Raw genomic sequence first — 1,409 nt, forward strand, 5'->3', positions numbered from 1 at the left:
CAGTGTGGTCGATGGCTGGACCTTTACCGATACGATTAGCTTTGACTCTTATAATGAAGGACCGAACTGATTTCACAAATTGAAAAATACAAAGAACGATTCGGTTATTATCCCGAATCAACACATGCTGACAAAATCTACCGAAACAAAGAAAATCGAGCACATTGTAAAAAGCATGGGATAAGGATAAGTGGTCCCAGTCTTGGAAGGCCTCCCAAAGATGAAAAATTACGTAAAGAACAAAAGGATATACAACGCCAAGATGAAGCTATAAGAAACCAAGTAGAAGGCTGTTTTGGTGTAGCCAAAAGACGCTATAAACTCGATCGCATTTTCACGAAAATTAAAGCGTCGTCTGAAACACTTATTGCTTTAATATTCATGGTGATGAACTTGGACAAGGCATTAGCCTTTTTATCACTTTTTGGCCAATATTATAAGCAGCTATTAGAACATTTTCTTAACTTTATAAGTCTCATTAGCCAGGGTGAGCATCTCAAAAGACGAGTCATTCAGTAAGGCCTATCTATTTAATTACTTGGATTACTATAGGAGCACCGCATTCAATGCGGAACCTATCTCCTAAAGTAATTTAACCACAGATCAAAAAGTCAAAAGAAATCTAACCACAAAAAATCACAAAACAGCACAGAAATAAATTAGTTTTAAATTATCCAATCGCGGACTCGTCTAACTTGTCAAGTCCTGAAAAATAGTTGTCACTTTTGTTTATGTTAATTGACTAATATTTATGCACATTGTGTTTCATGAACAACACTTGGAAATGAATATTCCAAAGCTGTATGAGGGCGACAATTATTGTATAAGTAAATAGCCTGCTTAATTGCTTTTTTAGCATCTTTAAAGTTCTTAAATGTTTCGCGTAAATGATATTCATACTTCAGTATTCCGTTGACTCTTTCAGCTTTTGAATTTTCATAGCAATGGTTTTCTTCAGTCATACTGACAGGAAGATTTCTATTCGTCAAGATTTCAATGTAATCGTGACAGCAGTACTGAGAGCCTCTGTCAGAGTGGTGGATGGGACGAGAACCTTTAGGCAGGTCTTTTAAAGCCATTTTCAAAGCCTTGATACATCCTACAGCCTCTAAGTTCTCTCCAACATTATACGCAATGATTTTTCTAGAATATGCATCCGTAATCAAGGCTAAATAAACAAAACTATTAGCTACTCTGATATACGTAATATCACATACCCAAACCTGATTAGGGGAAGTTAAATTTATATTTTTGATGAGGTTTTTATAAATTTTAAAACGATGTCTAGAATCGGTTGTGCGACAGTACTTCCTCTTCCTTTTGATTAATAGTCGTTCTTCACGAGCTATATCGAACAAGCGATCTCGTCCTACTTTTATAGAATTCTCTTTGAAGTCATCTGCTAATAG

1 protein-coding gene and 1 pseudogene are annotated in these 1,409 nt (G+C 35.6%); one reads left to right on the forward strand and one right to left on the reverse strand.

Features of this window, described 5'->3' with window-relative positions; genetic code table 11:
* A pseudogene (locus LNTAR_RS26860) lies at window positions 1-519 on the forward strand (transposase); the annotation flags it as partial.
* A gap of 230 nt (window positions 520-749) precedes the next feature.
* Here the strand turns inward: LNTAR_RS26860 and LNTAR_RS24610 are convergent.
* Window positions 750-1,409: IS3 family transposase (locus tag LNTAR_RS24610; RefSeq protein WP_007281497.1), on the reverse strand; the 660-nt coding region annotated here is incomplete at its 5' end.

The organism is Lentisphaera araneosa HTCC2155, assembly GCF_000170755.1.
Lineage (GTDB): Bacteria > Verrucomicrobiota > Lentisphaeria > Lentisphaerales > Lentisphaeraceae > Lentisphaera > Lentisphaera araneosa.